We start from the raw sequence: 24,168 nt of genomic DNA on the forward strand, positions 1-24,168 counted from the left end.
CGGGAGGTCTCCGCATGCCGGGCAGGGTGGACGGGCTGGACGGGCTGGACGAGTTCTGCGCGGAGGCGCTGGCCGAACACGGCTGTGCGTCCGTCTCCGTCGCGGTGGCCGAACGCGACGAAGTCGTCCTCGCCCGGGCCTACGGCCACGCGAGCGTCGCCGACCGGCGGCCGGCCACCGCGGAGACGGTCTACGGGCTGGCCTCCGTCACCAAGGCCTTCACCGCCACCGCCGTCTGCCTGGCCGCCGAGGACGGCCTGCTGGACCTCGACGCCCCGATCCCCGGCAGCTTCCGGTGGACCGCGCCGACACCGCGCCAACTGCTGCGGCACCGCGGCGGGTTCCCGGCGTTCTACAGCTTCCACTACGGCACCGGCCCGCTGCCCGTCGACCTCGACCGCTACCGCACGCTCGTCCGCGAGCCGGGGACCGGCTTCGAGTACTCCAACCTGGGCTACCAGGAGCTGGGCCGGCTGCTGGAGGCCGCGACCGGCCAGGACCTGGGCGACCACCTGCGGGAGCGGATCGCCGAGCCGCTGGGCCTCGCGAGCTTCGGGTTCGGGCCGTCCCACCCCGGGCCGGCGCCCGTCGCCGAGCGCTACTCCCCCGACGGCCGCGCCTACCCCGCCTGCTTCACCGGCCACCCCGCCGCCGGGGCCGGCTGGGCGACCGCCGGCGACGTCGCACTGTTCGCCCGCACCGCCTCCCGGCTGCTCGAACCCGCCACGGCCGCGGCCATGGACGACGCCCTGCCGATCGACGAGCGGCTCGGCTACGGGCTCGGCCGGATCGTCTCGCGCGGCTCCGGACCGGTGATCCGCAGCCACGGCGGCGGCATGGGCGGCATCGCGACGATGATGATCGACATCCCCGAGCGCGAGACCTCCATCGCCGTCCTGACCAACTCCACCGCGAAGGCGGCCCGTGACGCCGTCGTCGAGCACCTCGTGGGCATCCTGGTGCCCGGCTTCTCCAACGACCAGGTCAACCCGGCCGTCGAGCGGACCCACCCGACGTTCCTGGCGCCGGGCGTCTGGGCCGGGGAGATCGGCACCGCGGAAGGCGACGTCCCGCTGCGGATCAGGATCCTGACCGGCGGCCGGGTGGAACTCCGGCTGGCCGGCGAACCGGCCGTCACCGCGCCGGCCACCGCGTCGGAGCACTGGGACCTCCTGGCGAGCGCCCCGCTGCAACTGCCCACCGCCGACGCCCGGATCAACAGCCCGAGCACCGCGCTCGAACTCCGGGCCGAGCGGGACCGACTGACCGGCCGCGCCGTCGCGTTCAAGGACGGCGACCGGGACGGCCGGCTGGGCTCCTACCTGGTCCACCCCTGCGCGCTGAGGCCGTGCTGAGGCCGCACTGACGCCGCGGGCCGGGCCCGGAAGAGCGGCTACGCCGCCGCGCCGTCGCCGATCGACAGGACCAGCGCCGTCGTCGGCCCGCCGGGGGCCTCGTACTCGACGGTCTCGCCGGCCCGGCGGCCGAGCAGGACGCGGCCGAGCGGACTGTCGGCGGTGACCAGCTCCGGGTCCAGCTCCTCGGCGAGTTCGCCGATCCGGACGGTCATCTCGTCGGCGTCCGCGAAGCGCAGGGTCACGGTGCTTCCGACGCCGACGCACTCGGTGCTCGGCGCCCCAGCGGCGGCGGCCTCGCGCAGCCGTCCCTCGATCCCGGTGATCCGGTCGTCCAGCCGGTCGAGCTCGTCGACCCGCTGCAACTCGTCGGCCTGGTCGGCCGGATCGCCGGGCTGGTCGTCGCCGCTCAGGGTGGCGGCGACGGCGGCGCGCTCGGTGCGCAGCTCGGCGAGTTCCCGCTCCAGCGCGGTCCGGCCGGCGTCGCTGATGGGTTCGGGTGCACCGGTCATGGCCGTCTCCCTGGTCGGGCCGCCGCGGCGGGCGGCGCGGGCTTATTCCGGCATTTTCGAACATAACGGACTCCCGGCCACCCGGCTCGGCGACAACGGGGTGCCTGATCGGTAACGACTTGCCGGTCCGTCTTCACGAGGCCGACCGATGATCGATAGAACAGCCCTACCACCATCGCCGAGGCAGGGAACCAGCCACGATGAGCACCAACGGTCCCACCGGGAACGGTCAGAACCCGTACGAGGGGAACAACAACCCCTACGGCCAGCAGAACCAGAACCCCTACGGCGGGGAGCAGCAGCAGCCGTACAAGCAGGAGGCCCCGTACGGCCAGGCCTACGGGGAGCAGCAGCAGCCGTACGGGCAGCCCGGCTACGGCACTCCCCCGCAGCAGCCCTACGGCCAGCCGCAGGGCTCCTGGCCGCACGGGCAGCCCCAGCCCGGCGCGTACGGCGGCTCCCCGGTGCCCGGCGGCAAGCCGCTCGCCCCGGTCGCCGAGCGCCTGGTCGCCCGGCTGATCGACGTCGCCATCCTGCTCGTGCCCACCGTGCTGGTCTTCGCGATCACCGGCGCCTCGTTCCTGTACTACATCGTGGCGTCCCTGCTCTCCTTCGGCTACGAGGCCGCGATGCTGCTCACCCAGGGTGGCCAGACGGTCGGCAAGAAGGTCATGAAGCTGCGGGTCGTCGACCTCGCGACCGGGGCCAAGCCCGCCGAGAACTCGCTGCTGATCCGTGCGGCCCTCTACACGCTGCCCAACGCCGTCTACTGCATCGGCTCCCTCTTCGCCCTGCTGAACGTGCTGTGGCCGCTGTGGGACAAGCCGTACCAGCAGGCGCTGCACGACAAGTCCGCCAAGACCGTGGTGATCAAGGAGGCCTGAGTCCCGGGCTCCCGCACCCCCGTACCGACCGGGCACCGGGCCGCCACCGCGGCGGCCGGGTGCCCGGTCGGCGGCGTTCCGGGCCGGGCCGACGAAGGCCCGGGGCCCGGGCGAAGACACGGATCGGGGCCCGAGGTCAACGTTTACATTCGTCGCGCGACCACGCATAGTGACAGGCCGACACCGAGAGGGGAGCGCTTCCTGTGCCGCAGGCCGAGGAGAACGTGGTACGCCAGGTGCGACTGGAGCGGGCGGAGGTGGACGCCGTCACGGCGCTGTTCGACGACCGGCTCGCCGACACCCGGGCGCAGCTCGCCGGGACGCTCGCGACCCGGGCGGACGGTGCCGGCGAGGCCTACGAGCGGCAGTCGGCGGCCGAGCGGCTCGCCCGCGAGGTGCGGCGTCTGGAGGGTGCCGAGGGCGGCCTGGTCTTCGGGCGGATCGACCTGGCGGACGGGACGGCGCTGCGGATCGGCCGACTCGGCCTGCAGCGCGGCGAGGACGAGCTGCCGGCCCTGGTCGACTGGCGGGCGGACGCGGCGCGGGCGTTCTACGAGGCGACGCCGGTGCACCCGATGGGACTGCGGCGGCGTCGGCACCTGCGCCTGGCGCGGCGCGCCGTGGTCGGGGTCACCGACGAGCTGCTCGACGGTTCCGAGCCCACCGCCGAGGACGTGGTCGGCGACGGCCCGCTCGCCGCGGCGCTCCAGGAGCGGCGCACCGGGCGGATGGGCAGCGCGGTGGCCACGCTGCAGGCGGAGCAGGACGCGATCGTCCGCTCGCCGCACCGGGGGGTCACCGTGGTCCAGGGCGGTCCCGGCACGGGCAAGACGGTGGTCGCGCTGCACCGCGCCGCGTACGTGCTCTACGCCTTCCCGAAGGCCGCCGAGCAGGGCGTCCTGGTGCTGGGGCCGAACGCCCGCTTCCTGGAGTACATCGCGCAGGTGCTGCCCTCGCTCGGCGAGAACGACGTCGTGCTCGCGACCTGCGCCGAGCTGGCCGGCGCCGAACCGGCCGGAAGGCCGGCCGACGGCTCGGGCGGCCCTGTGGCGGAGGCCGTCGAACGGCCGCGGACGGCCCGGCTCAAGGGCGACGCCGCGCTCGCCGGAGCGCTGGCCGCCGTGGTGCGGGCGCGGCAGGCGCCGGACGGGGGCCTGGCGGTGCGCGTCGGGCACGACGACGTCCGGCTGGACGCGGCGGAGGTCGCCCGGGTCCGGGACGCCGCCCGCGCCGGCGGCCTCGCCCACCACCGGGCCCGCCGGCTGTTCAAGGAGCTGCTGGTCGACGCCGTGACGGCCGCGCTGGCCCGGGGCGCCGCCGAGACGCTGGCGCGGATCGACGCCGAGGTCGCCGAGGTGACCGGCCTCGACCTCGACCGGGCCGCGGCGAGGGACCTGCGCCGACTGGGCATCGACGACGGGCCGGCCGACGACGGCCCCGGTTTCGACGTCGACGCGATGCGGGCCGAGCTGCTGGACGACGCCCACGTCGAGCGCGCCGTCGAGCGGCTGTGGCCGCGGCTGACGCCCGGAGCGGTGGTGGACGCGCTGCTGGGCGACCCCGGGGCGCTGGCCGCGCACCTGCCGGAGTTCACCGCCGAGGAGCGGGCGCTGCTGCGACGCGCGCCGGGCGCGCCGTGGACCGACGCCGACCTGCCGCTGCTCGACGAGGCGGCGGGCCTGCTGGACGGCCCGCCGCGGCGGGCCTTCGGCCATGTCGTGGTGGACGAGGCGCAGGAGTTCACGGCGCTCCAGTGGCGGATGGTGCTGCGGCGCTGCCCCGGCCGGTCGATGACGCTGGTCGGCGACTTCGCCCAGGCCGGTCCGGCGGCCACCGCGCGCGGCTGGCACGAGGCGCTGGCCCCGCACCTCGGCGGCCGCTTCGACCTGCGCACGCTGACCGTCAGCTACCGCACCACCGAGGAGATCCTGGCCACCACCCGGGAACTGCTGTCCGAGATCGCCCCGGAGCAGCCGCCGGTCGGCTCGATCCGGCACGGCGAACGGCCGCGCACCCTCGGCGCGACGTCGGCCACGCTCGGCGACGTCCTGCTCGGTGAGCTGCGCGCGCAGGCGGCCGCCCATCCCGGCGAGCTGATCGGCGTGGTCGGCCCGGACGCCTCGGTCGGCGCGCTGGCGGCGCTCCTGACGGCCGCCGGGGGCGTCGCGGAGCAGGTCCGGGCGGTGCCGGCCTCCGAGGCCCGGGGCCTGGAGTTCGACGCCGCCGTGGTGGTCGACCCCGACGGGATCCGCGCGGCCCGCCCCGGTGGTGAGCGCGACCTCTACGTCGCGCTCACCCGGGCCACCAAGCGGCTGTGCACCGTCGTGGTGCGGGCGGACCGGCCCGGGCGGCGGGCCTGAGCCCGCCGCCCGGGAGCGGCCTCAGGCCCGGTAGCCGACCAGGCCCATCATTCCGACCTCGCCGTGGTAGGCGTTGTGGCAGTGCGTCATCCACCGGCCGGGGTTGTCGGCGTCGAAGTCGCAGGTCACCGTGCGGCCCGGCAGCACGATCACGGTGTCCTTGCGCGGCCCCTGCTCACCGACCTGGAAGGTGTGCCCGTGCAGGTGCATGGGGTGCCACATCCCGGTCCGGTTGACGAACTCCAGGCGGACCCGCTCCCCCGCGCCGACCAGGAACGGGCGGGCGTTCGGGTCCGCCATGTCGAAGGGGCGCCCGTTGAGCGCCCAGTCGTACCTGGCCATGCCGCCGGTCAGCTCGATGCGGTGGGTGCGGTCGGGCGTGCGCGCCGGCAGCCGGACCTCGTCGGTGGCCCGCAGCGCGTCGGCGGCCAGGATCCGGCCGTTGAGCTCGGCGGGGCGGAGGTCGGCCGCCGGGGCCTCGCCGGAACCGGTGCGGACCAGGGCGCGGCCCGCCGCGTCCTTGCCCTCGGCGAGCGCGGTCAGCGGGAAGACGCCGTCGCGCAGGGTGACCAGCACGTCGTAGCGCTCGCCCATGCCGATGAGCAGGGCGTCCACCTCCTCGTGGTTCACCGGGTAGCCGTCGGTGTGGGTGACGGTCAGCCGGTGGCCGCCCAGGGCGAGGCGGTAGGCGGTGTCGCCGCCCGCGTTGACGATCCGCAGCCGGACCCGCCGGCCCGGCTGGGAGCGGTACACCTCGGGGTCGGCGGCGGTCCGGCCGTTGACCAGGTGGTGGGGGTACCGGACGTCGCCGGCGTCGCCGCCGAGCAGGTCGCTGGTGGCGCCCATCAGCATGAACGACTGCTGCTGCCCGGCGGGCGCGCCCGTGCCGCCCGTGTCCTGGCCCGACATCCCACCCATGCCGCCCATGTCGTGGCCGGACATCCCGCCCATGCCGCCCATGTCGTGGCCGGACATCCCGCCCATGCCGCCCATGTCGTGGCCGCCCGTGCCGGAGCTGCCGCCCATGCCCTTGCGGAGCTCGGCGAGCGCCTGGTCGGGGGTGCCGGTGACACCGTCCAGCCAGTCGTCCAGGACGACCACCCACTCCTCGTCGTACCCCAGCGGTTCCCGCGGGTCCTCGACGATCAGCGGCGCGTACAGGCCCCGGTCGAGCTGGACGCCGACGTGCGGGTGGAACCAGTAGGTGCCCGGCCGGTCGGTGACGAAGCGGTAGGTGAAGCTGCCGCCGGGTGCGACCGCCTTCATGGTGACCGGCGGCACGCCGTCCATGTCGTTGCGCAGCGCCAGGCCGTGCCAGTGCAGGGAGGTCGGCGCGGGCAGGTGGTTGTTCAGCGTGGCGACCAGGGTGTCGCCGGCCGTGGTGCGGACCGCGGTGCCCGGCAGGGCGCCGCCGAAGGTCCAGGTCCGGGCGGTGGTCCCGCCCCCGAGGTCGACGGTGTCGGCCGTGGCGGTGACGGTCACCGGGCGTTCCCGGCCGGTGGAGGGCCGCTTGGCCTCCGCCTCGGCGACGGGGCTGCCGGACGGGTCGGTGAGCGGCGGCGTGCCGGCCGCGTCCGAACAGGCGGCGAGCAGGCCGGCGCCGGTGGCGCCCAGGCCCGCGAGCAGCAGGGAACGGCGGTTGACGGTGAATTCGGGCATCGGGGTCTCTCGGGTGAGTGCGCGTACGGCACCGGCCTCCACGGCCGTGCCGGTGGACGGGGCTGCCCGGCGGCGGGGGCGGGAGGTTCCGCTCCCGGCCGCCGTGGGGGGCCTATCTGCGCGAGATCGAGAGGACGTCGAGGTCGGGCGGGGGTGCGCCGGGCCACGGAATGCCGGGCGCGGCCGCCGGTCGGCGCGGCGCCGGACCGGCGGCGGCGGCGTCGGCGAGCCCGGCCGGCGGCGGGGCGTCGAGCGGGATGCCGCGGGCGGGCACCGTCGAGGAGCAGACCCGGTGTTCGGCGCAGGCCGTCGGCAACCGGTCGGCGACGGTCGCCGACCGGTGCCCGGCCGCGCCGATGTGCTGATGGGCGTCGGACGCCGTCACCATGGCGGCGTGCGGGGCCGGGCCGATCCCGGCCGGGAGGGTGTGGTGACCGATCAGTCCGAGGGCGGTCAGCAGGAGGAGCACCAGCGCCGCCCCCGCCCCGCGGCGACGCGGGTCGCGGGAGGGCGGGGCGGTGTCCGGACGCATGGCGGTCACTGTACCCCGCCCCGGTATGTGAACGGGGTAAGCGAGCGACCCTCAGCCCCCGGACGCCCCCGGCCCGTTCACGTCCTGCGCCGACCAGACCACGGCCGGGGGCCGGACCGCCGCGCACAGCGGATGACCCTCGGCGTCCGTCAGGCCGAGGCGGGCGACCAGTCGCCCGGCCGCCACCGCCTCGGCCGCCACCGCCTCGGCGGCCACCGTCGCGTCGACGGCGTCGAGCATGAGCTTGGCCCGCCGGAACACCGTGAAGCCGCCGCTGTCGTCGGCGGCTTGCCACACCAGGTGGACGAAGCGCCGCCCGGGCCGGCCCTGGACGTACGGACCCCCGAGGTCGATGCCGCCGGGGGTGACGCTCGCCGTGCACTCCAGCGTCCAGACCGCCGAGGGGGCGTCGCCGGGCCGGGGGTCGAGGAGTTCACCCGGGCGGTCGCGGCGCTGGACGGCGACCCGGATGTCGCGGTAGCCGGGAAAGCCCGGAGCGGCCGGGCAGGAGCTGCCCGGCAGGTCGACGGCTTCGATGCGGAGCTGCACGGGGACAGCATGCCCGCCGGGGTGGCGCGGGCGCCATCGTCCCCGCGCCGGGCGGTGCCGTCAGAGCGCCCAGAGACCCTTGCCGAGGGTGGCGAGGCCGCCGGCCAGCGCCAGGCCCAGCACCACCAGCCGGGCGCCGCGCTCCGGCACCCGGTCCGCCAGCACCCGGCCGACGCCCGCACCGAGCACGATCCCGCCGGCCGTGGTCGCCCACGCGGGGGCAGCCAGGTGCGGAACGCCCTTGGCCGCCAGCGAGAACACATTGACGGCCACGCCGTAGAACTGCGCGTTGGGCAGGAACTCCCGGGCGCTCCAGCCGGTGTTCACGGCGTACAGGGAGACGGCCGGACCGCCGACCCCGGCGGCGGAGTTCATGAACCCGCTGGCCGCGCCCGCCGCCAGCGCACCCCGCAGGCCGCGCAGCGCGGAGGCCCGGACGCCCCGGATCACCAGCAGCGCCGCCGCGCTGACCAGCAGTCCGATGCCGATCAGCAGCGCCGGGGTCGGCACCCCCGCGGCGACCCGGGCGCCCAGCGGGACGGTGCACGCGGCGGCGCCGGCCAGCGGCAGCATCCGCGTGAGCCGCACCCGCCGCCAGGTCTCCGCCAGTCCGACGGCGCTGATCACGCCGGCCGCGCAGTTGGAGAGCGTCACGCCCTCCCCCGGTCCCAGCAGCAGGACCAGCGCCGGTCCCGCGACGAGCGCGAACCCGACACCCGCCAGCCGCTGCACCGACGAGCCCACCAGCACCACCAGGCCCAGCAGCAACGCCGCACCCCAACCCGCCGCCACCGTGCGCCCCCCTGACTCCCGCCCGGCCCCGACCGTACGCGCCCCGCCCCGACCGCTCGACCGAATTTCACCCACCGGACTCCCACGAACTACTACACGCCTGTAGAGTTGGCGCGACGGCCCGCCCAGGAGGGGAAGACATGGCAGACGGTCCCCGGCAGCAGACCGCGGCGTCCCACCCGGACGGCGCACCCGGCTGGCAGCCGCCGGAGCACGAGGTCGAGCCGGCCTACCAGCCGGTCCAGGTCAACCGGGCGGACGGCAGCTGGTCGGTGGGCCGGATCAACGCCTGGTGGCGCCCGGCCGGCGCCCCGGCCTGGTGCCGTGTCCGCACGATGGGACGCGGCGAGGCCCCGGCCTGGATGCCGTTCGACCCCGAGCGGCTGCTGCTGCTCCCGGCCACCGGCACCTGAGCGCACGCACACCCGACCGCGCGGACACCCTCCCGGGGCGGCTCAGCCCGGGCGGCGCACGGTCGGCTGCTGCCGCAGCAGGACCGCCACCTCACGGTCGGTGACGTCCCGGAAATCGTCGTACCAGGGGCCCACCGCGTGCAGATAGGTGGCCTCCCGCAGGCAGAGCAGGACGTCGACGATCCGCCGCAGCCCGGCCGCCGACCGCGCGTCGCACACCGGGGCGGCCAGTACCAGCCAACCCGGCCCGCGGGCGCGCAGCGCGAACACCGCGGCCGGGATCAGCGGCCCGAACACCACGCCGTCGCAGACCAGCACCACCGTCCGGCCGTCCACCGGAAGCGCCGGCCGGCGGTCCCGGTACAGCTTCTCCAGCCGGTGCAGCTCCACCCGCTGGTGGCTCACCTCGGACTCCAGGTCCGCCGCCCCGAGCCCCAGGCCGCGCATCACCCGCCGGTTCAGCACCGGTGGCTCCTCGTCGGCGAGCGCGCCCAGCGGTGTGCCGTTGCCGGGCGCGTTGAGCGGGCGGGCCACCAGCACGTCCAGCGGCGCCGCCAGCTCCCGCGCCACCTCCGCCGCGACCGCGACCCCGCCCGGCGCCAGCCCGACGACCACCGGCTCCGCCCCACCACGGGCGCGCAGGTAGTCACCGGTCCGCAGGGCGAGCCTGCGACCGGCGTCGCGACGGTTGGTGAACAACGAGGTCACATCCAGGCGCCTACCCCGGCCCACCGCCGGTACACCCCTCAGCCGGGCAGGCCGGTGGCGGGGTCCAGGAAGGCGTCCAGGGTGGTGACGCGGTAGCCGCGCTCCTCGGCGGCGTCCAGGATCAGCGGGAGGGCTGCGGGGTCGAGACCGGGGCCGTTGGAGGGGCTGCTGCCGAGGTGGAGCTGCAGGATCGCGCCGGGGACGAGGGCGGCGACGGCGCGCTCGACCGCCTTCGGCACGGCCATGCCGCCGACGGTGCCGAGGTAGCCGTTGGTGTCCTGGGTGAACTCGACGTCGGCGTGGCCGAGCGCGTTGACGACCTCGATCGCCTCGGGCGTGGTCTCGCCGTAGGGGAAGCGGTAGAACGGCAGCGGCCCGGTGCCGGCCGCGGCGCGGATCGCCCGGTCGGCCCGCCGGACCTGCTCGCGCAGGCCGTCCGCCGTGAGCCCGGCGAGCGGCGGGTGGTCGTAGGAGTGGTTGGCCAGGCCGTGGCCGGCGTCGGCGAGCGTGCGGGCGGCGGCCGGGTACTGCTCGGCGAAGCGGCCGGTGAGGAAGAAGGTGGCGCCGGCACCGCGCCGTTCGAGTGCGGTCAGCACCTCGGGCAGGCCGTCGTCGTTCCAGGCCGCGTTGAAGGTCACCGCCAGCACGTGTTCCTCGGTGGGCAGGCGTCGGACCTCGTGGCCCAGCAGCGAGCGCCGGGCCGCGGCGGCGGCCGGTGCGCCGGGGCCGAGGCCGAGGAAGGCCAGCGTTCCGGCGGCGGTGGCGGCCGTGAGGAACCGTCGGCGGTCGGGTTTCGCCCGGTGATCGGTCACGGCCGCAGTATCGACGCTTCCGGGCCGTCCGGCGCCGGCGGCGCGCCGGGACGGCTCGCGGCCCCGTCGACGGCCCGTGTCACCGATCGCGGCCCGCAACCGTCCTCCGTACGGCTCTCGAACACCCCGAGCATCCGGACACCAGGAGGAACCCGTGCCCGAGTCCCCCACCACCGCCCTGGCCCATGTGGCGACGCTGCGGCGGCTGCACGACGCGGTGAACTCCGGCGACCCCGAGCCGATCGCCGCGACCGTCGAGCAGGTCGCGCGCCCGACCTGCTGCTCCACACGCCGGTGCCGCCCACGGTCAGGGGACCGCTAGCCCTGGAGCAGGTCTTCGACACGCTCCGCCGCGCCTGCCCCGACCTGCGCGTCGCGGTCGAGGACGTGATCGCGGAGGAGGACAAGGTGGTCAGCCGCAACACCGTCACCGGCACCAACCTCGGCGAGTACCTGGGCCGTCCGCCGACCGGCCGCTCGGTCGCGTACCAGAAGATCTTCGTCTTCCGCTTCGCCGACGGCCGGATCGCCGAGGCCTGGGGCGTCGTCGACCTCCTCGGCCGGCTCCGCCGGCTCGGCTTCCTGCCGTCCTGACGGCGGGTGGCGAGCAGCAGGCGTCAGGACGGGCGGACGAGGCGGCTCTCGTAGGCGAAGATCACCACCTGGATCCGGTCGCGGAGTTCGAGCTTCTGCAGGACCCGCCCCAGGTGGGACTTCACGGTCGCCTCGGCGAGGTGCAGGGTGGCCGCGATCTCGGCGTTGGACAGACCGCGGCCCACCCGGACCAGCACCTCCCGCTCGCGGGGGCTGAGCCGTCGCAGCCGCTCGTCGTGCACGGCGCCGCCGCGGCCGGGCAGGTGCGGACGGACGTTGTCCAGCAGCAGCCGGGTGATCCGCGGCGAGACCACCGCGTCGCCCGCGGCCACGCTGCGGATCGCGGTGAGCAGTTCCTCGGGCCTGGTGTTCTTCAGCAGGAAGCCCGAGGCCCCGGCGTTGAGTCCGGCGTAGGCGTACTCGTCGAGATCGAAGGTGGTGAGGATCAGCACCTTGCTCCGCGGGGAGGCCCGGATCACCCGGTGGGTCGCCTCGATCCCGTCCGTCCCGGGCATCCGGACGTCCATGAGGACGACGTCGGGCCGCAGTTCCCGGGCGAGGCGGACCGCCTCGGCGCCGTCCGCGGCCTCCCCGACCGGTGCCATGTCGGGCTGGGCCTCCAGGACCGTGGCGAAGGCCATCCGGAGCAGCGCCTCGTCGTCGGCGATCAGGATGCGGATCGTCATCGGGACGCCTCCCCGCCGCTGCCGAGGTCCAGGCGGGTGCGGACGCCCCAGCCGCCGCCCGGCAGCGGTCCGGCCCGCAGGGTCCCCCCGTAGGCGGCCGCGCGCTCGCGCATGCCGGGGATGCCGTGGCCGGACGGCGTGCCGGCGGCCGGCGTCGGGTCGGGGCCGCTGTCGGTGACGTCCACCGTGACGGCCTCGGCCGAGCACCGGACGCGGACCTGCGCGTGGGTGCCGGGGGGCGTGTGCTTGAGGGCGTTGGTCAAGGCTTCCTGCACCAGGCGGTAGACGGTCAGCTGTGCGGTGGCGGGAACGCCGGTGCGGGTGCCGTGCACCTCCAGGCCGGTCGGCAGCCCGGCGGCGCTCATCTGGTCGGCGAGGGACCGTAGTTGGGCGATGCCGGGCAGCGGGTGGCGCTGCGCGTCCGGCTCGTCGGTCCGCAGCACGCCCAGCGAGCGCCGCATGTCGGTCAGGGCCTGCCGGCCCGTCTCGGAGATCTGGAGCATCGCGGCGGTCGCCTTGTCGGGCGACCGGTGCTGGGCGTAGACGGCGGCGTCGGTGAGCGCGACCATGACGGACAGGTTGTGGGTGACGATGTCGTGCATCTCGCGGGTGATGCGCGCCCGTTCCTCGGCGACGGCCAGCCGCGCCTGCTGTTCCTGCTGCTGCTCCAGCCGCGCGGCCCGTTCCTCCACGGCCGCGAGGTAGGCCCGGGTGGTCCGCACGTTCACACCGAGCACGGCGGCGGCCACGGCCGTCGCGGTCACCGCGACGAAGGGGGTCAGGAAGGCGTCCTCCGCCACCCAGCGCAGGCAGGCCAGAAGGACCCCGGCCTCCACGACGGCCCAGGCGAGGAGCGTGCCGCGCCGCCCCGAGCGCGCGGCCACCGTGTAGAGCGCCACCAGCAGGGCGACGTCGGCCGGCAGTTGCACGTCCACCAGCCACTGGACCAGGGCCACGGCCGCCACCACGCCGAACACGGTGCGCGGCGCCCGGCGCCGCCACAGCAGGGGCAGGGTGAGGGCGGCGGTGAGGGCGAGGGCCACCGGCAGCCCCCGCGAAGCGTGCGTGGTCGCGATGTTGACGAGGAGCAGGGCCGGCAGCAGTGAGTCCCACACCACGGGCGGCAGCCGGGAGCCCCAGCGCCGGGCCGCGCTCACCGGCCGCGCGGCTCGCGCGGAGGTCCGGTCGGCGTACCCCGCGAGCCACGAGGCCCACGCCCGCGGCGCCCTGCCCCGCCGGCGCACCGGGCGGGCACCGCCGGTTTCCACGGCCGGCTCGGTCATCCCACGTCCCTGTCGGTTCGGCGTCACGGCGGCCCCGGTCGGAGCCGCACCGGGTGTCACGGTAGGGCGCGGCCCGGCGGAACGCATGCGTCCACCGTCTGATCGCGCCGCGCCGGACTACGACCCCAGGAGGAGCCCCGCCACCTCCCGCGGTCGCAACGCGGCCGCCGACCGGGCGGGTTCACTTGCGACTCCGGTCGCAGGAGGCCGGGTCCGGGAAGGCGACCGCGGTGGCACCGGTCGGCGACCGGGGATCGATGTGGCGAGGCGCGGCCCGCGCCGACGATGACCGGGTGACAGACCTACTCACGGGACCGCAGATGTCCCCCCTGGAGATCCTCGCCCTGCTGGCCGCCGTCGCGCTGGTGGCGGCGCGCTGGCTTCCCCCCGGCGCCCGCCCGCCCGTGACGATCGCGGCGGGCGCGGCCTTCCTGCTCTCCGTGCTGGTGCTGAGCGTGCTGGGGCTCCGCTGGCAGCTGTTCCCGGTGGTGGCGGGCGCCGTCCTGGCGCTGCCGTTCGCCGTCTCCCCGCTGGTCCGACGCCGCACCGGCCGGCCTGCGAGGCGGGTCCGGTGGTGGCTGGCGCTGCCGGGATCACTGGTCTGCTTCGCCCTGACCGTGACCGGCCCGGCGGCCGCCTGGGCCTTCCCGGTGCCGGTGTTCCCCGAGCCGACGGGGCCGTTCGCGGTCGGCACCCGGGTGCTGCAGTGGACCGACCCGGACCGCCCCGAGACCGCCACTGCCGAACCCGACGACCGGCGCACGGTCGTGGCGCAGCTCTGGTACCCCGCGCAGGAGAGCCCATCCGACACCCGGCGGGCCCAGTACCTCGGCCGCACGGAGGAGGAGGCGCGCACCGTCGCCGACGCCCTCGCGAGCTACGCCGGCCTCCCCGGCTTCCTGATGGACGGTGTCCTGCGGGCCCGCACCCACGCGGTTCCCGACGCCCCGGTGGCGCGAGGCGGCGCCCGGTTCCCGGTCGTACTGTTCTCCCCCGGGCTGGGGGGCGTGCGGACCCAGAACACCGCCTGGGCGGAGGAACTGGCCGCCAACGGCTACCTGGTCGCCGCCCTCGACCACCCGTACGACTCCGCCGCCGTCGTCCTCGCCGACGGCCGGACGATCCGCACCGAGGTCGCCGCCACCGGCGACGACACCGAGGACAACCGGCGGGCCGCCGAGACCGCCGGAATCCGGGCCGCCGATCTCGGCTTCGTCCTCACCCAGCTGGGCCGGCTGGACCGGGGCGAGACCGGCGACCCGCTGACCGGCCGTCTGGACACCGCCCGGGCCGCGGTGACCGGCCACTCCCTCGGTGGCGCCGCCGCCCTGCTTGCCGCCCGCCAGGACGCCCGCTTCGCCGCCGTCATCGACCTGGACGGCTACCCCCGCGACCCCGACCCGCGCCCGTTCCGCCAGCCGGTGCTCGCGCTCACCCAGGAGATCGGCCCGGCGACCGACCCGCGCTACCTGCCCCGCCTCACCGAGGTCCTCAAGCTCAGCACCGCGACGAGCTACCGGCTCAGCATTCCCGGCGCCGCGCACCTCACCTTCATGGACGGCCCGCTGTACCTGCCGCCCCTGCCCTCGCTGGTCGGCTCGCTGGGCCGCACCGGGAGCCCGCGCGTCGTCGCCGCGACCACGCTCGCCTTCCTGGACGCCACCCTGCGGCAGCAGCCCGGTGACCTGGCCGGCGCGCTGTCGGAACACGGCGAACTCACCACCTACCGCCCGGGCAGCAGCCCCTGAGGCGCCGCGGCCCGGAGCCGGCGGACGTGACTCCGGGCCGCAACGGGTGGGTGGACACGGATCGTTCGGACCGCAATCCTTCCTAGGGTCCAGCCGGAGTCCACCCCGGTCCGCCCCGCCACGGCCTCCCGGTCCCGGCGGGGCGGACCGACCACGTACGGAGCCCGTGTGCAGGCCACGCCCGCCGATCCGAGCACGCCCGACGCCTTCCTCACCCCCGTCGAGCACCTCTTCGTCCGGAACCACCTCGGACCACCGCCCGAACTCGACGCCTCCGCCTGGACGCTGACCGTCGAGGGCCTGGTGGAGCGGCCGCTCTGGCTGGACCTCGCGGCGCTGCGCGGGCTGGCCCGCAGGCGCCTCACCGCCTTCCACGAGTGCTTCGGCAATCCGTCGCGTCCCGACGTCCCGACCCGCGCCGTCGCCAACCTGGAGTGGTCCGGGGTGGCGCTCGCCGACGTCCTGGACCTCGCGGCCCCGCGTCCGCAGGCCCGGCACATCTGGTTCGAGGGCGCCGACCGCGGCTCGTACGCCGGTGAGGGCGGGCTGAGGTACCTGAAGGACCTCCCGCTGGAGCAGGCCAGGGACGAGGTGCTGCTGGCCGACACCGTCAACGGCGAACCGCTGCCGCGACGGCACGGCTTCCCGCTGCGCGCGGTGGCGCCGCGGCTGTTCGCCACCAACTCGGTCAAGTGGCTGACCCGCGTGGTGCTTTCCGAGCGGCGGCCCGAGCACCTGTTCACCACCCGCCTCTACACCCGCGTCCCGCCCGGCGGCGGCGCAGCGCGCCCGGTGCGGGAGGTGGACGTCAACAGCAAGCTCCTCGGCCCGCGCGACGGACAGCGGGTGACGGCCGGAACGCACGAGCTGACCGGCCGGGCGTGGAGCTACGAGCCTGTGGTCGCGGTGGAGGTCGCCGTCGACGACGACGGCTGGCGCCCGACCCTCCTGCAACCGCGTGGCCCGGGGCCCGTCTGGCAGCGGTTCGCCCTGCCGTGCAGGCTGTCCCCCGGCCCGCACCGCATCCGCTGCCGCGCCACCGACGCCCGGGGCCGCGTCCAGCCGCCCTCGGGCGCGCGCAACGCCGTGCACGCGGTGGAGGTGGTGGCCGTCTGAGCCCGGCGCGGGCGGCGATCCGTTCCTACCGCTGCTGCTCGATGAAGGCGGTGTTGAGGTCCAGGTCGAGGCGGGTGCGGGGCGGAGCAGCGGCGCGGTCGTCGTCCCGCAGGACCAGCTGAGTGCGCCGCTGCTCGATCTGCACGCGCTTGTTCGCGTTGAAGAACGCGTGCAACTCCTCGGTCGCGGTGGCACCGAGGCCGAGCCCGCCGCCCCCGCGCGCCCGGGCCGCCAGCCGCCGGGACAGCCACCCGGGGCGGCCCGACCGCACCACGACCTGCCGGGCCGCCGCCAGGGTGAAGGGCACGATCACCAGAACGGCCATGAGGAGCAGGCCCGACATCATCACCATGCCGGCCCAACGCGTGGTGCCGGCGCCGTCGTTCCCGGCCGGGTTCAGGAAGGTTCGGCCGGCTCGGGCTCGGACGTCGCCGGGGGGTCCTGGGCGGCGGCGAGTTCCTCGCGCAAGGCGAGCGTGTCGGGGTGGTCCTCGCCCAGCCGCTCGCGCTGGACTTCGAGGATCGCCTCGTACTCGGCCCTGGCCGTCTCCCGTTCTCCCAGGCCGACGAGCGTCAGGGCAAGAGTGCGGCGGGTGAGGAGGCCGACTCGGTTGGTGGCGCCCCACCGATCGCGTTCGAGAGCGACCACCGTCTCCAGCTGCGCCCGGGCCGCTTCAAGCTCCCCCATGGCGAGGAACACCACAGCGAGGTTGTGGCGGGTGATCAGGGTGTTGGGGTGGGCCTCACCCAGCTGGGCCCGCTGGAGGGCGAGAACCGCCGCAAGCTCTTCGCCGGCATCTTCCATTTCCCCCAGGTCATAAAGGAGTTGAGCGATGGCCGCGCGGGTGATGAACGCCTGGGGAGAGTCGTCGTCGAGGTGGCTCCGCTGGATGTCGAGAACGGCCTCGAACTCGGCCCGGGCCCCCTCCAGCTCCCCCTGCTGCTTGAGGATCACAGCGAGTTCGCGCCGGGCGTCGAGCGTATCGGGGGCTTCCTCGCCCACATTGTCCTGCAGGAGCGCGAGGATGGCCTCGAACTCCGCCCGGGCAGCGTCCAGCTCTCCCATCTCCAGCATCACCCGGGCCAGAGAACGCCGGGTGTTCACGGTGAGGGTCCCATCGCCCAGCCCACACAGAACGGCAAGAACCTGTTCGAGCTCCGCCCGTGCCGCGTCGAACTCACCCAGATCACTCAGGACCAGGGCAAGACGGCGCCGGGTGGCGAGCGTCCCCGAGTGGGTATCGCCCCCTCGTTCGCATTCGAGGGCAAGGACCGCCTCGTACTCGGCCCGGGCCTGGGTGAAGAGGCCTTCACCCTTGAGGCACCGGGCTGACAGGTCGACGGCCTCGACAAGGTTCAGGAGTTCCTCATCAGTGAGGGGCCTGGTGTCGATGCGGTGGAAGCCGTCCAGGATGTGCGGGGCGAGGAGTCGCCAGATCTTCCAGAACTCGGCCTCCTCCGGCATCCCCGTCTCCTCCGCGAGCGCCGCCGCCACCAGGAGGCCCAGGGCGGTCGCCCCGGCCTCGGCCGTGCGCGAGGCGTCCCGTACGAGCGGGTGCATGCGCAGCACCGGGGGTGCGTCGGGGGCGGGGTCGGGGAGGTCGATCAGGCCGAAGGCGGCGAGCGCGGTGAGGTGCTGCCAGAGGGCGGGGCCGTCGAGCGCGGCGAGCGGGCCGATGCCGGCGAGGCGGTCGGGGGTGAGGAGGAGGGCGTACGGCAGGTCCGCGTCGGCGAAGGAGGCGATCAGCTCCAGCAGGTGCCGCGCGTGGCTGTGGCCGCGCTGTTCGAGCAGGTCGAGGGACATCGCCCAGGTCCGGGAGAGGGCGTGCTCGGGGTCCAGGCCCTGCGGGCCGGCCTCCCAGGCCCGCTGGTAGTCGGCGTAGCCGGTCGGGGTGCCGGGTGCCCGGAACGGGGCCGGTGTCCGGGCCGCCTCGGTGAGGTAGGTGCCGGCCAGGCGCAGGGCGAGCGGGAGGCCGCCGAGGCGGGCGGCGAGGGCGAGGGCCTCGGCCTCGGTGCCGGCGCCGTCCGGGGCGTGGTCGCGCAGGATCCGGGCGGCGTCCTCGGCCCGCTCGCCGGTCAGGGGCCGCAGGGGGTGCAGCCGGGCGGCGGGCCCCCAGGTGGCGGCGGTGCCCTCGCGGGTGGTGACCAGGACGGTGCCGGTTCCGACGGCGGGACGGATCCAGCCGGTGCCGGCGCTCAGCGCGCCCGGTCCGTCGAGCAGGGCCGGGTCGTCGGCGTTGTCGACGACCAGCAGCCACGGGCCGTCCAGCCGTGCCAGCCGGGACCACAGGACGTCGGCGGTGTCCCCGCGTTCGAGCTCCTCCGGGGCGGCGCCGGCCTGGCGGGCGACGGCCCGCAGCGCGGCCTCCAGGGCGGGGCCGTTGCGGGCCTCGACCCACCAGACCCGGCACCCGGTGGCGGTCCGCCGGGCGGCGAGTTCCAGCGCGAGGGAGGTCTTGCCGCAGCCGCCCATCCCGCAGAGCACCTGCAGCCGTTCCCCGGCCGGTGCGGCCTCCAGCCGGGCCAGCACGTCGGCGCGCCCCCGGAGCGGGCGGCACGCGTCCCGCAGGCCCAGCGGCGGTGTCACGGTCACCGGCACGGCGGGTTCGACCGAGTCCGCCGCCCGCATGACGATGTCGGCCCGTCCGGCCTGGACCACGGTGCCGTGCACCGTACTGTCCGTCAGCCGGTTGTACACGCGGGTACCGGCCCCGTCCGCGTCCCCGTACTCCCCGCCCACCCGCTGCCCCTCACCCTGCGTGTCCGAAGGCCCCATCTTCGCGCACGGCGCCGCACCCGCCCCGGGCGGGTGCGGCGCCGGCCGGGGGCCGGGGCGGCCAGGCCGCCTCCTGCGGATCATCTGATCGTTGGTTGATCTGTGTCGTTGACCGATGCGCAGCGGGCGCGGACAGAGCCGTTGTGGCCGGACCGGCGGTGCACGCCGGCTCCCGCCCGTCATCGGAGCGTCGTGCTGCTGCACCGACCGATCGCCACCGGAGGCGGCCGACCGGAAGCCCTAGAGTGAGGCGGAACGGCGTCGGCGGCGGGCCCGGACGGCCAGCCAGAGCCAGAGCAGCAGCCCTGCGAGCCCGCCGGCGGCGATCCCCAGGCCGCGCTGCGCCGCCCCGCCGCCGTCCGGCGGGTACACCTTGCCGTCGTGGCCGACCGCCCGGGCCTGATCTCCCAGCACGCGAACCGGGAGACGGCCCATCACCCGGGCGCCGGTCAGGACGGGTTCGGCCGGGTCGTCCGGCAGGAAGGTGCCCTCGACCACACAACGGCCGCAGTTCACGGCCTCCTTGGTGACGGTGAACACTCCCGGGCTGCCCGCGCCTCGCGCCACCGCCCGGCCCGATGCCGCGTACCCGGCACCCACCATCAGCAACAGCAGCGCGACCACCAGTACCACCCAGCGGATCGCCGCGGCCTGCGCCCTGGCTCGCCGGTCCTCCATCGCTGCACCCGTCCTCGGCCCGATCCTCGAAAGACCGTCATCGTGCCACACCCGTGTCGGTGCGGCGGGCTCCGGAGTGGGTCCGTTCGCCGTGCTCCTCGCGCGCGATCCCGCGAGCACCTGCGGCACCGGAGGATCCGCGCTCGGCGATCCCGCAGCCCGCCGACCAGATCGCCAAGCACCGGAACAAGGGCGCCCACGCCTGCCGGGCACCCGGCAGGCAGGCCCCGCCGGCCCCACCTACCCTGACGAGCCCGCCGCGACCGATCCGCCGATCACCGGAGCGGAGCCGCCCGCTCGCTACCGACCCACACTCCTAGCCGGCCGCGTTCCCGGCGATCAGGGTGTCGGCCAGTCGCGCGGCGACGGCGGCGTCCAGTGGGCCGTGGCCGAGCAGGAAGCGGTACCAGAGCACTCCGTAGACCTGGTCCACGATCAGGTCCAGGTCGGCGTCCTCGGCCAGCTCGCCGCGGTCGTGGCCGCGGGCGAGGAGGTCGCGCAGCGCGTCGCGCCGGGAGGCGGTGAAAGTCCGCATCAGCTCGGCGAGGTGCGGGTCGCGGGCGGCCTCGCGGGCGAGCGTGCGCAGGGCGGAGGCGGTGGTGTCGCGCTGGGTGCCTTCGAAGGTGGTGGTCAGGAAGGAGCGCAGGTCGGTGCGCAGGGCACCGGTGTCCGGGCCGGAGACGTCCTGGTCGGCGCGGTCGGTGAGGGCGTCCAGCAGGACGGCACCCTTGGAGGGCCACCACCGGTAGACGGTCTGCTTGCCGACGCCGGCCGTGCGGGCGATGGCGTCGATGGTGACGGGCGTGCCGTCGGACTCGGCGAGCAGGCGCAGCGCGGCGTCCAGGATCGCCCGGTGGGCGGCCTCGTTGCGGCGGCGCCCGGTGTGCGGCCGGGCGGGCGGGGTGCCCTCGGTTTCGTTCATCGTGGTCGTCCCTTCCTTCCTGCTGGCACTTGACAAGACTAGCAGTCTCGACAAACATCATTGCCGGAACCAACGGTCTCGACAAGCTTTCGAACCATCCGGAAGGAACCCGACCATGAGCACTGCGTCAAACCTCTTCGCCGGACAGCGCGTCGTCGTGATGGGCGGCAGCTCGGGCATCGGCGAGGCGGCCGCCACCGCCTTCGCGGCGGACGGCGCCGAGGTCGTGGTCACCGGCCGCGACCGCGAGCGGCTGGACGCCGCCGTCGCCCGGATCGGCGGCACGAGCACCGGGCGGCAGCTGGACGCGACCGACCCGGCCGCCCTCGCCGGCTTCTTCACCGAGGCCGGCACCGTCGACCACCTGGTGGTCGCGGTCAGCGGCTCGGCCGGCAGCGGCCCGTTCGCCCAGCTCGACCTCGCCGACCTCGCCACCGGCTTCGACGGAAAGTTCTGGCCGCAGGTCCGCGTCCTCCAGGCGGCGCTGCCGCACCTGCGCAAGGACGGCTCGGTCACCCTTATCACCGCCTCCTCCGCCCGCGCCGCCATCCCCGGCACCGCCGGACTGGCCGCGATCAACGGCGCCCTGGAGGCGATGGTCCCGCCGCTGGCCGTCGAACTCGCCCCGCTGCGGATCAACGCCGTCTCGCCCGGCGTGATCGACACCCCGTGGTGGGACCGCGTCCCGGCCCAGCAGCGCGCCGAGCTCTTCGACAGCCTGGCCGCCACCGTCCCGGTCGGCCGGGTCGGCCGCCCCGAGGACGTCGCCCGGGCGATCCACCTGCTCGCCGCCAACACCTTCGTCACCGGCGTGGTGTTCGACTGCACCGGCGGAATGAACCTGCCGACCGGCCGCTGAGCGCGCCGGGCGCCGGTGCTGAACGGGATCGCGTGGAAGCTGCGTTCCGGCATGTCCTGGCGGGACGTGCCGGAACTCCACGGCTCCTGGCAGACCCCCTGCCCACCTGCGCCGACGGGGCTCTCACGCAGGCTGACCCCCCGGCCGCGACCGGCACGTCCGCCGGCTCCGCAACGTCGTCGAACGCCGCTCTTCGAAGGCGATCTCCGGCGGGGTCAGTCCCGGCGACGGGCGCGGCGGGCGGCGAGCAGGAGCGGAGTGCCCGCCGCGATCAGGAGGGCGGCACCGACGGCCGCGAGGAGGGTGCGGGTGCCGGCTCCGGTCTCGGCGAGCGCGTGCTCCGCGGACGGCTCGCCGGTCGTCGGCGGCACGGCGGCGTGGGTGCGGGAGGGCACGTGGGTCAGGTGGTGGGAGGCGGTCGCCGTCCGGGAGGGTGACGGGGAGGGCGAGCCGGGCGGCCGGCCGACGAGCCCGGCGGTGACCGCCGCCGACGCGGGGGCGGAGGTCACCGTGCTGCCGTCGGGCGCCTTGGCGATCGCCACCGAGGTGTTGTCGACCCGGCCCTGCTTCAGGTCCGGGCCGGTGATCACGTACGTCGCCGTGCAGGTCATCGACGCTTCCCGGGCCAGGGCGGTCGACGGGCAGGAGATCACCGGCGCGGCGCCCTCGCCGGTGAAGGCGGTGTCCTTGACGGAGACGCCGGTGAGGGGGGCGTTCCCGGTGTTGGTGACCCGCAGGGTGAAGGTCACGGTCTGCCCGGCGCCGGTCACGATGGCCGGTGTCGCCGTCTTGGTGAGCGTCAGGTCCGGCCTCCGCGCGGACCCGGTGGCGGTGGCGGTCGCGGTCGCAGTCGCGGAGGCGGACGCGGACGCGGTGGCGGTGGTCGCCCGACCGGGCGACGGGGCCGCGGACGTGCCGGACGCCGTGCCGGACGGGACGCCGACGGCGAGCACCGCCGCCACCGCCACCGCGCCGGGGGCCGCCCGCCGCAGGGGACGGCGGAGCCGGGGCTCCGGTCGGACCGTCACCGTGGTGCACCTCTTGCCGGATCTCATTCGGGTGATTCCTCTCGTTCGGAGCGCAGCGCCCCGGAGGAAGGGTGGTGGCCCCGAGCGCGCACCCGCATGTGTTGACGGCCGCCCGCCCCGCCAGCGGCCCCGGCCGCCGGATCCACCTGTTCAGCGGCGGCTTTCACCGGATCGGCCCGCCCGCGGCGCCGGCCCCGGAGGCACGCTGACGACCCCTCACCAATGCGCCCTATCGCGGAGATTTCCGGCCGAATACCCGTCGGAGGCGCCCGGTACGGCGGCCGGGGCGGGGTTAGCCTGGGCCCATGGTTGCAAACTACAAGGAAGAAGTAGCCATGGGCGACGCGGAGTTCGTCAGCGGCCCCGCCCTGATCCTCCGGTCCCTCGCATCCGGCCCCGACCGGCCGGCCGTCGTCGACGCCGACGGCACCGTGATCACCTCCGGCGACTTCGCCGCCGCCAGCTGCCGACTCGCCCACGAGCTGATCGCCCGGGGCGCCGCCCGCGGCACCACCGTGACCCTGCTGACCGGCAACACCCCCGAAGCCTTGGCCGCCCGGTACGCGGCCGGCCTCGCGGGCGCCCGGGTGGTGAACCTGTACGACGGCATGAGCGCCCCGGTCCTGGCCGAGATCACCGCGAGCGTCGACACCACGATCCTGCTCGTGGACGCCGAACGGTACGCCTCCGCCGCCGAGTTGCTCCCGCTGATCGACGTTCCCACCGTGCTGACCCTGGGCCCGGGGCCGGACGCCGGCTCCGGCACGGCCGTCGGCGAGGACGTCCTCGCCGCCTCCGCCCGGCAGCCCGCCGAGCCACCGGACGTCCGGATCGGCCCCGAGGACGACCTCAACATCCGCCACACCGGCGGCACCACCGGCATCCCGAAGGGCATCCTCAGCCTGCACGGGCCCTACCGCCACGTCTTCGAAGCCCCGATCGGCAGCGACGCCGCCGACGGACCGCCGCGCTTGCTCGTCGCCACCCCGCTCGCCCACCTCGCCGGGATCCTCGCCGACCTGACCCTGCGGCGCGGCGGCACGGTCGTCCTCCAGCGCTCCTTCGAACCGGGCGCGGTCCTGGCCGCCGTCGAGCGCGAACGCATCACCGACTTCTGGGTGCTGCCGCCGCTGCTCCACCAGCTGCTGGACCACCCGGCGATCGGCCGCACCGACCTGTCCGGCCTGCGGCAGGTCCTCTACGGGGGCAGCGCCTCCTCACCGACCCGGATCCGCGAGGCGCTGCGGGTGTTCGGGCCGGTGCTGGTCGGCATCTACGGGACGTCGGAGACGCAGCTGATCTCCGTACTCACCCCGCGCGAGCACGACCGGACCGGCCAGGGCGGGCAGGTCTCCGTCGGGCGGCCGGTCCCGGGTGTCGAGGTGGCGATCCGCTCGCTCGACGGCACCGACCTGCCCACCGGCGAACAGGGCGAGATCCACCTGCGCTCCGGCACCGTCATGGCCGGCTACTGGAAGCGGCCCGACCTCACCGCCGCCGTGCTGCGCGACGGCTGGCTGAACACCGGCGACGTCGGCTACTTCGACGAGGACGGCTACCTCTACCTCTCCGACCGGGCCAAGGACCTGATCATCGTGGTCGGCGGGCACGTCTACCCGTCCGAGGTGGAGGACCTCCTGCTCACCCACCCGGCGGTCGCGCGCTGCGCGGTCTTCGGGGTCCGCGACGACCAGGAGGCGGAGCACGTGCACGTCGCCGTCGTGCCCGCCCCGGGGCAGCACCCGCGGCCGGCCGAGCTCCGTGCCTTCGTCACGGCGCGCAAGGGCCGGATCTACGCCCCGGAGGTGCTCCACCTCGTCGACGAGATTCCGCTGACACCGGTCGGCAAGCCGGACAAGAAGCGGCTGCGTGAGGCCGCCACGGGCTGAACGCCCTCCCCCGC

The 24,168-nt window shown here is 75.6% G+C and carries 24 protein-coding genes; 10 read left to right on the top strand and 14 right to left on the bottom strand.

What is annotated here, in order from left to right; translation table 11 throughout:
• Window positions 1-14: 14 nt before the first annotated feature.
• Entirely contained in the window at window positions 15-1,355 is a 1,341-nt protein-coding gene (locus ACFVVU_RS09940) for a serine hydrolase domain-containing protein (RefSeq protein WP_387789041.1), read from the top strand.
• A gap of 38 nt (window positions 1,356-1,393) precedes the next feature.
• Here ACFVVU_RS09940 and ACFVVU_RS09945 read toward each other — a convergent pair whose 3' ends face one another.
• Window positions 1,394-1,867, bottom strand: coding sequence for a GreA/GreB family elongation factor (locus ACFVVU_RS09945; RefSeq protein WP_380685939.1), 474 nt, complete (start codon window positions 1,865-1,867; stop codon window positions 1,394-1,396).
• A gap of 200 nt (window positions 1,868-2,067) precedes the next feature.
• Between ACFVVU_RS09945 and ACFVVU_RS09950 the strand changes: the two genes are divergently transcribed.
• Window positions 2,068-2,751, top strand: a complete 684-nt coding sequence (locus ACFVVU_RS09950; RefSeq protein WP_387789042.1) for an RDD family protein — start codon at window positions 2,068-2,070, stop codon at window positions 2,749-2,751.
• 203 nt (window positions 2,752-2,954) lie between these two features.
• A complete protein-coding gene (locus tag ACFVVU_RS09955) occupies window positions 2,955-5,111 on the top strand; it encodes a HelD family protein (RefSeq protein ID WP_387789043.1) in 2,157 nt (718 codons plus the stop codon).
• A gap of 21 nt (window positions 5,112-5,132) precedes the next feature.
• Here the strand turns inward: ACFVVU_RS09955 and ACFVVU_RS09960 are convergent, their stop codons facing one another.
• The 4 genes from ACFVVU_RS09960 to ACFVVU_RS09975 all read right to left on the bottom strand — a co-directional run bounded on the left by ACFVVU_RS09960 (window position 5,133) and on the right by ACFVVU_RS09975 (window position 8,643).
• On the bottom strand, window positions 5,133-6,770 hold the full coding sequence (locus ACFVVU_RS09960) for a multicopper oxidase family protein (protein WP_387789045.1): 1,638 nt from the start codon (window positions 6,768-6,770) through the stop codon (window positions 5,133-5,135).
• A gap of 112 nt (window positions 6,771-6,882) precedes the next feature.
• The gene (locus tag ACFVVU_RS09965; protein WP_387789047.1) at window positions 6,883-7,302 is read right to left on the bottom strand and encodes a hypothetical protein; all 420 of its coding nucleotides are present in this window, start codon (window positions 7,300-7,302) and stop codon (window positions 6,883-6,885) included.
• 51 nt (window positions 7,303-7,353) lie between these two features.
• Window positions 7,354-7,851 (bottom strand): DUF5990 family protein, encoded by a 498-nt coding sequence (locus ACFVVU_RS09970; RefSeq protein ID WP_387789048.1) that lies wholly within the window; start codon window positions 7,849-7,851, stop codon window positions 7,354-7,356.
• A gap of 60 nt (window positions 7,852-7,911) precedes the next feature.
• Entirely contained in the window at window positions 7,912-8,643 is a 732-nt protein-coding gene (locus tag ACFVVU_RS09975; RefSeq protein WP_380682325.1) for a TSUP family transporter, read from the bottom strand.
• A 140-nt stretch (window positions 8,644-8,783) separates the two neighbouring features.
• On the opposite strand from ACFVVU_RS09975, the gene ACFVVU_RS09980 reads away from it, so the two are divergent.
• Window positions 8,784-9,056, top strand: coding sequence for a hypothetical protein (locus tag ACFVVU_RS09980; protein ID WP_380682326.1), 273 nt, complete (start codon window positions 8,784-8,786; stop codon window positions 9,054-9,056).
• Between the two features lie 42 nt (window positions 9,057-9,098).
• Here ACFVVU_RS09980 and ACFVVU_RS09985 read toward each other — a convergent pair whose 3' ends face one another.
• The gene (locus ACFVVU_RS09985) at window positions 9,099-9,764 is read right to left on the bottom strand and encodes a phosphoribosyltransferase (protein ID WP_380682327.1); all 666 of its coding nucleotides are present in this window, start codon (window positions 9,762-9,764) and stop codon (window positions 9,099-9,101) included.
• 38 nt (window positions 9,765-9,802) lie between these two features.
• Window positions 9,803-10,576 carry a polysaccharide deacetylase family protein gene (locus ACFVVU_RS09990; RefSeq protein ID WP_387789050.1) on the bottom strand — a complete coding sequence of 258 codons (774 nt, stop codon included), beginning with the start codon at window positions 10,574-10,576 and terminating at the stop codon, window positions 9,803-9,805.
• 154 nt (window positions 10,577-10,730) lie between these two features.
• Between ACFVVU_RS09990 and ACFVVU_RS09995 the strand changes: the two genes are divergently transcribed.
• A complete protein-coding gene (locus ACFVVU_RS09995) occupies window positions 10,731-10,898 on the top strand; it encodes a hypothetical protein (protein WP_387789052.1) in 168 nt (55 codons plus the stop codon).
• Window positions 10,871-11,170 carry an ester cyclase gene (locus ACFVVU_RS10000; protein WP_387789053.1) on the top strand — a complete coding sequence of 100 codons (300 nt, stop codon included), beginning with the start codon at window positions 10,871-10,873 and terminating at the stop codon, window positions 11,168-11,170. Before ACFVVU_RS09995 ends, ACFVVU_RS10000 begins: the two co-directional genes overlap by 28 nt.
• A 23-nt stretch (window positions 11,171-11,193) precedes the next feature.
• Here ACFVVU_RS10000 and ACFVVU_RS10005 read toward each other — a convergent pair whose 3' ends face one another.
• Together ACFVVU_RS10005 and ACFVVU_RS10010 are read right to left on the bottom strand one after the other, a co-directional pair.
• Complete coding sequence (locus tag ACFVVU_RS10005; RefSeq protein ID WP_380682331.1) at window positions 11,194-11,856, bottom strand: response regulator; 663 nt, start codon at window positions 11,854-11,856, stop codon at window positions 11,194-11,196.
• The gene (locus ACFVVU_RS10010; RefSeq protein WP_387789054.1) at window positions 11,853-13,139 is read right to left on the bottom strand and encodes a sensor histidine kinase; all 1,287 of its coding nucleotides are present in this window, start codon (window positions 13,137-13,139) and stop codon (window positions 11,853-11,855) included. Before ACFVVU_RS10010 ends, ACFVVU_RS10005 begins: the two co-directional genes overlap by 4 nt.
• A gap of 257 nt (window positions 13,140-13,396) precedes the next feature.
• On the opposite strand from ACFVVU_RS10010, the gene ACFVVU_RS10015 reads away from it, so the two are divergent.
• Window positions 13,397-14,887, top strand: coding sequence for an alpha/beta hydrolase family protein (locus ACFVVU_RS10015; RefSeq protein WP_387789208.1), 1,491 nt, complete (start codon window positions 13,397-13,399; stop codon window positions 14,885-14,887).
• Between the two features lie 168 nt (window positions 14,888-15,055).
• Window positions 15,056-16,003 carry a molybdopterin-dependent oxidoreductase gene (locus ACFVVU_RS10020; RefSeq protein WP_387789056.1) on the top strand — a complete coding sequence of 316 codons (948 nt, stop codon included), beginning with the start codon at window positions 15,056-15,058 and terminating at the stop codon, window positions 16,001-16,003.
• A 25-nt stretch (window positions 16,004-16,028) separates the two neighbouring features.
• Here the strand turns inward: ACFVVU_RS10020 and ACFVVU_RS10025 are convergent, their stop codons facing one another.
• The 4 genes from ACFVVU_RS10025 to ACFVVU_RS10040 form a co-directional block, all read right to left on the bottom strand.
• The gene (locus ACFVVU_RS10025; protein WP_380682334.1) at window positions 16,029-16,355 is read right to left on the bottom strand and encodes a DUF6191 domain-containing protein; all 327 of its coding nucleotides are present in this window, start codon (window positions 16,353-16,355) and stop codon (window positions 16,029-16,031) included.
• A 44-nt stretch (window positions 16,356-16,399) separates the two neighbouring features.
• Complete coding sequence (locus ACFVVU_RS10030; protein WP_387789058.1) at window positions 16,400-18,742, bottom strand: tetratricopeptide repeat protein; 2,343 nt, start codon at window positions 18,740-18,742, stop codon at window positions 16,400-16,402.
• 276 nt (window positions 18,743-19,018) lie between these two features.
• Window positions 19,019-19,456, bottom strand: a complete 438-nt coding sequence (locus ACFVVU_RS10035; RefSeq protein ID WP_387789060.1) for a hypothetical protein — start codon at window positions 19,454-19,456, stop codon at window positions 19,019-19,021.
• 316 nt (window positions 19,457-19,772) lie between these two features.
• Window positions 19,773-20,378, bottom strand: a complete 606-nt coding sequence (locus ACFVVU_RS10040; protein ID WP_380682338.1) for a TetR/AcrR family transcriptional regulator — start codon at window positions 20,376-20,378, stop codon at window positions 19,773-19,775.
• Window positions 20,379-20,493: 115 nt separating this feature from the next.
• Here ACFVVU_RS10040 and ACFVVU_RS10045 point away from each other — a divergent pair, with 115 nt between their 5' ends.
• Window positions 20,494-21,237 (top strand): SDR family oxidoreductase, encoded by a 744-nt coding sequence (locus tag ACFVVU_RS10045; protein WP_387789062.1) that lies wholly within the window; start codon window positions 20,494-20,496, stop codon window positions 21,235-21,237.
• 215 nt (window positions 21,238-21,452) lie between these two features.
• Here ACFVVU_RS10045 and ACFVVU_RS10050 read toward each other — a convergent pair whose 3' ends face one another.
• A complete protein-coding gene (locus ACFVVU_RS10050) occupies window positions 21,453-22,265 on the bottom strand; it encodes a hypothetical protein (protein ID WP_387789063.1) in 813 nt (270 codons plus the stop codon).
• 305 nt (window positions 22,266-22,570) lie between these two features.
• Here ACFVVU_RS10050 and ACFVVU_RS10055 point away from each other — a divergent pair, with 305 nt between their 5' ends.
• On the top strand, window positions 22,571-24,154 hold the full coding sequence (locus ACFVVU_RS10055) for an AMP-binding protein (RefSeq protein WP_387789065.1): 1,584 nt from the start codon (window positions 22,571-22,573) through the stop codon (window positions 24,152-24,154).
• Window positions 24,155-24,168: the final 14 nt, after the last annotated feature.

Source organism: Kitasatospora sp. NPDC057965, from assembly GCF_042887135.1.
In the GTDB taxonomy this organism is placed as follows: domain Bacteria; phylum Actinomycetota; class Actinomycetes; order Streptomycetales; family Streptomycetaceae; genus Kitasatospora.

Bases quoted from the DNA above. Each gene is read 5' to 3' on its own strand.
- ACFVVU_RS09960 (WP_387789045.1), bottom strand. From the start codon at position 6,770: ATGCCCGAATTCACCGTCAACCGCCGTTCCCTGCTGCTCGCGGGCCTG.
- ACFVVU_RS10025 (WP_380682334.1), bottom strand. From the start codon at position 16,355: ATGGTGATGATGTCGGGCCTGCTCCTCATGGCCGTTCTGGTGATCGTG.
- ACFVVU_RS10015 (WP_387789208.1), top strand. From the start codon at position 13,397: ATGTGGCGAGGCGCGGCCCGCGCCGACGATGACCGGGTGACAGACCTA.
- ACFVVU_RS10005 (WP_380682331.1), bottom strand. From the start codon at position 11,856: ATGACGATCCGCATCCTGATCGCCGACGACGAGGCGCTGCTCCGGATG.
- ACFVVU_RS10035 (WP_387789060.1), bottom strand. From the start codon at position 19,456: ATGGAGGACCGGCGAGCCAGGGCGCAGGCCGCGGCGATCCGCTGGGTG.
- ACFVVU_RS10055 (WP_387789065.1), top strand. From the start codon at position 22,571: ATGGTTGCAAACTACAAGGAAGAAGTAGCCATGGGCGACGCGGAGTTC.
- ACFVVU_RS09945 (WP_380685939.1), bottom strand. From the start codon at position 1,867: ATGACCGGTGCACCCGAACCCATCAGCGACGCCGGCCGGACCGCGCTG.
- ACFVVU_RS09940 (WP_387789041.1), top strand. From the start codon at position 15: ATGCCGGGCAGGGTGGACGGGCTGGACGGGCTGGACGAGTTCTGCGCG.
- ACFVVU_RS09980 (WP_380682326.1), top strand. From the start codon at position 8,784: ATGGCAGACGGTCCCCGGCAGCAGACCGCGGCGTCCCACCCGGACGGC.
- ACFVVU_RS10010 (WP_387789054.1), bottom strand. From the start codon at position 13,139: ATGACCGAGCCGGCCGTGGAAACCGGCGGTGCCCGCCCGGTGCGCCGG.
- ACFVVU_RS10045 (WP_387789062.1), top strand. From the start codon at position 20,494: ATGAGCACTGCGTCAAACCTCTTCGCCGGACAGCGCGTCGTCGTGATG.
- ACFVVU_RS09950 (WP_387789042.1), top strand. From the start codon at position 2,068: ATGAGCACCAACGGTCCCACCGGGAACGGTCAGAACCCGTACGAGGGG.
- ACFVVU_RS09965 (WP_387789047.1), bottom strand. From the start codon at position 7,302: ATGCGTCCGGACACCGCCCCGCCCTCCCGCGACCCGCGTCGCCGCGGG.
- ACFVVU_RS10040 (WP_380682338.1), bottom strand. From the start codon at position 20,378: ATGAACGAAACCGAGGGCACCCCGCCCGCCCGGCCGCACACCGGGCGC.